At 69.7% G+C, this 3,886-nt stretch carries 2 protein-coding genes and 2 pseudogenes; 3 read left to right on the plus strand and 1 reads right to left on the minus strand.

Annotated features, from left to right (window positions below):
• Positions 1-347, minus strand: a pseudogene (locus tag VF794_RS30590) (glycosyltransferase family 1 protein); the annotation flags it as partial.
• 118 nt (positions 348-465) lie between these two features.
• Between VF794_RS30590 and VF794_RS30595 the strand changes: the two are divergent.
• From VF794_RS30595 to VF794_RS30605, 3 genes and pseudogenes are all read left to right on the plus strand, one after another.
• Entirely contained in the window at positions 466-1,599 is a 1,134-nt protein-coding gene (locus VF794_RS30595; protein WP_331116544.1) for a glycosyltransferase, read from the plus strand.
• A 107-nt stretch (positions 1,600-1,706) separates the two neighbouring features.
• Positions 1,707-3,101, plus strand: a complete 1,395-nt coding sequence (locus tag VF794_RS30600; protein ID WP_331116546.1) for an undecaprenyl-phosphate glucose phosphotransferase — start codon at positions 1,707-1,709, stop codon at positions 3,099-3,101.
• 99 nt (positions 3,102-3,200) lie between these two features.
• Positions 3,201-3,886, plus strand: a pseudogene (locus VF794_RS30605) (hypothetical protein); the annotation flags it as partial.

Below are 3,886 nucleotides of genomic sequence, written 5' to 3' on the forward strand. Positions count from 1 at the left end.
AGGCGGCGGCCCGGGCCGTACTCCTCGGAGAGCACCAGGTGGTTGGCGTCGTGGAGCGTGGCCACGAGCCGTCCCGGCCACAGCGCGGGCAGCGAGAAGGAGGTGGCGTGGAAGAGGTCCGGGTTGAGCCGCGCCAGCCACGCGCCGAGCACGGGCTGCTCGAGCGGTGAGAGGAACGGGGCCGGGCAGCGGTGCAGGGGGATGCGCGGGGTGAGGGCGCCGAGTCCCGCTGGCAGGCCTTCCGGCGCGGTGAGGCCGCTGAAGCGCAGATCCGGGGCCAGCGCGGGCAGCCGGCACGCCAGTTCCAGCGCGTAACGCGCGATGCCGTGCAGCCGGCCACGGACCATGCGCAGGTCGATGAGGACGCTCGCCACGAGGGGAGGGCGTAGCACACGCGCGGGCGGGATGGGGGGCTCGGTTGCCCGGTTGTCGGCATCGGGGCCGAGCGGTGGTACAAGGCCCCCCGTGAAGGTCGCCCTCGTCCACGACTGGCTCGTCACCCAGCGCGGCGGTGAGCACGTGCTCGAGGCACTGTGCGAGCTGTTCCCGCAGGCGGACATCCATACCCTCGTCCACCGTCCCGGAGCCGTGCACCCGCGGATTGAATCGCGGACCATCCACACGTCCGTCCTCCAGCGCGTGCCGCGCATCCACAAGCTCTACCGGCACTTCCTCCCGGTGCTCCCCCAGGTCATCGAGTCCATGCGCCTGGAGGGCTACGACCTGGTCATCTCCTCCAGCCACTGCGTGGCCAAGGGCATCCGCAAGCCGGCCGGGGCCAGGCACCTCGCGTACGTGCACGCGCCCATGCGCTACATGTGGGACCTGTTCGACGACTACTTCGGGCCAGGGCGGGCCTCGCTGCCGGTGCGCGTGGCGGCGCACGCGGTGCGGCCCTACCTGCAGAAGTGGGACCGGGAGAGCACCGCCGGGGTGGACCGCATCCTCGTCAACAGCCAGCACATCGCCGGCAAGGTGAAGCGCTTCTGGGGCCGGGACGCCTCGGTGGTGTACCCGCCCATCGCGCTGGACCGCTTCTGCCAGCATCCGCTGGAGGGGCTCGGCCAGGGGGGCTACTACCTGTGGCTGGGCGCCTTCGCCCCGTACAAGCGGCTGGACATCGCGCTGGAGGCCTTCCGGCACCTGGACGCGCCGCTGTGGGTGGTGGGCACCGGCCAGGAGGCGGCCCGGCTCACCTCGGGGGCGCTGCCCTCCCACATCCGGTTCCTCGGGCCCGTGCCCAACGAGGCGCTCGCCGGCCTCTACCGGGACGCGCGCGCCCTCATCTTCACCCCCGAGGAGGACTTCGGCATCGTCCCCCTGGAGGCCCAGGCCTCGGGCCGCCCCGTCATCGCCTACGGGCGGGGTGGGGCGCTGGAGACGGTGAGTCCGCTCACGGGTCTCTTCTTCGACGAGCAGACGCCGGCCGCGCTGGTGGACGCCGTGCGCGCCTTCGAGCGGTGGGAGCCTGGCTTCCGCCCGGCCGACGCCCGCGCCCAGGCCGAGCGCTTCAGCCGTGCCACCTTCCTGCGCGCGGTGAAGGCCGAGGTGGACGCGCTCATGGGGGTCTCGTCACACCCTGACAGGATTGCCCTGTAGGAGGGGCAACCCCTTGGGTTTCGGGCACTTTCCGTGGTAGGAGCGCACCGGCCGCGTGGGCTGTCCGTTACTGGACGGCCCATGGGAGTGTAGGGAAGGAGGCCCGCGTGTTCAGCCGGTTCCAGCGTTTCTACACGTCCATCAAGGTCGCCGCCGATGTGGTGATGCTGACCCTGGCCTTCTCGCTCGCGTACGTCACGCGCTTCGAGGGCCCCATCCCCGTCTTCTACGGAATGCCGCCCGTGGGTGAGACGCTGCTGTCGCTGATGACGGTGCTGCTCGTCTTCCCCATCACCTACCGGCAGGCGCGGCTGTACGCCACCAACCGGGCGCGCACGCACATCGGGGAGGTCTTCGAGGTCTTCAAGGCCACCGTCATGGCCACGCTCATCGTGGTGGCGCTGACGTACTTCACGCGCGAGCGCTACTCGCGTCTGATGCTGGCCTTCTTCTCCGGCTACTCGTTCCTGCTGGTGTCGGCGGTGCGGCTGGTGCTGCGCGCGGTGCTCAACGAGGTGCGCCGGCGCGGCTTCAACCTCAAGTCCATCCTGGTCATCGGGGCGGGGGAGCTGGGCCAGCGCGTCATCGAGACGGTGGAGAGCCACCGCGAGCTGGGCTTCCGCGTGGAGGGCGTGCTCACCCTGCGGCAGGAGAAGGTGGGCCAGCAGGTGCTGGGCGTGCCGGTGGTGGGCCACGTGAAGGACGTGGAGGCCGTGCTGGATGAGCACCCGGTGGACCAGGTCATCATCGCGGTGCCGCTGGAGGATCAGGCCGCCGTCAAGCCGCTGATGGAGCAGCTCGCGCTGCGCACGGTGGACGTGAAGGTGGTGCCGGACCTGTACCAGTACGTCACCCTGTACGGCGGGCTCGAGGAGTTCGGCGGACTGCCCATCATCAGCCTCCAGGGCGATCCGATGACGGGCTGGAACATGGTGGCCAAGCGCGTCTTCGACATCCTCTTCGCGCTGGTGGCCATCGCTGTGAGCGCGCCCGTCATGCTGGCGGTGGCCATCGCCGTGAAGCTCACCAGTCGCGGGCCGCTGCTCTACGATCAGGAGCGCATGGGGATGGACGGGGAGACGTTCCACATCCTCAAGTTCCGCACCATGCGCGTGGACGCGGAGGTCTCGGGCGCGATGATGGCCAGCAAGGAGGACCCGCGCCGCACGCCCATCGGGACCTTCCTGCGCAAGTACTCGCTGGACGAGCTGCCCCAGTTCTTCAACGTGCTGTGGGGCGACATGAGCCTCGTGGGCCCCAGGCCTGAACGCCCGGTGTTCATCGAGGAGTTCAAGCGCCAGATCCCCCGCTACCACCTGCGCCACAAGGTCAAGGCCGGCATCACCGGCTGGGCGCAGATCAACGGCCTGCGCGGTCAGACGTCCATCCAGAAGCGCATCGAGTACGACTTGTACTACATCGAGAACTGGTCCTTGCTGATGGACTTGAAGATTCTCATCCGTACTGCACTCGGTGGCTTCCTGTCGAAGAACGCCTACTAGGCGTGGTTCCAAGCACACTCCGGATTCTGTGCGCTGACGTACTAGTCGGCGCCTGGCCGGTGCGCTCGTGAGGGGGGTCCGGACTAGAATCAGCGCGACATGGCCGAACAGCTCGGAGCGCACATCGTCCGCAAGGGACTCATCACGCAGGCGCAGCTTGATGAGGCCCTGAAATCCCAACTCATCTACGGCGGCAGCCTGGGTACCAACCTGGTCGAGCTGGGTCTGATGGACCTGGGCACGCTGGGGCAGGCCCTGGCTGACGCGTACCACTTCCCCGTCGCGACGGACGCGGAGCTGGAGGCGGTGTCGGCGGAGACGCTGGCGCACCTCAAGCCCGAGCTCGCGCGGACCCACCAGGCCTTCCCCCTGGCGGTGGAGGGCCGCCGCCTGCGCGTGGCCATGGTGAGCCCGTTCGATCTGAAGCAGGTGGACACGCTCGCTGTCGCCACGGGGATGCGCATCGTGCCGTCCATCGTGTCCGAGCTGCGCCTCTTCCAATACCTGGAGAAGCGCTACGGCATCCCCAAGCCGACGCGCCCCGCTCGCCCGGGTCAGCCCAAGCCCGCCCTGGCCGCGCCATCGCCCACGATGGCTCCGGTGGGGCAGGGGGCTCCGGGTCCGCAGCGGCCCTCGGCTCCAGCACAGGTGCCTCCCGGGGCCGTGGCGCAGGTGATGCCCGCCTCGGCGCAGCCGGCTCCAGTGGCCCCGCCAAGACCGGCTCCCGTGGTGGGTCCTGCTGCCGGGACCTCGGCTTCAGCGCCGCCTGTTCCGACGCCTGGGCT

It is taken from the genome of Archangium sp., assembly GCF_036389735.1.
Classification (GTDB): Bacteria; Myxococcota; Myxococcia; order Myxococcales; family Myxococcaceae; genus Archangium.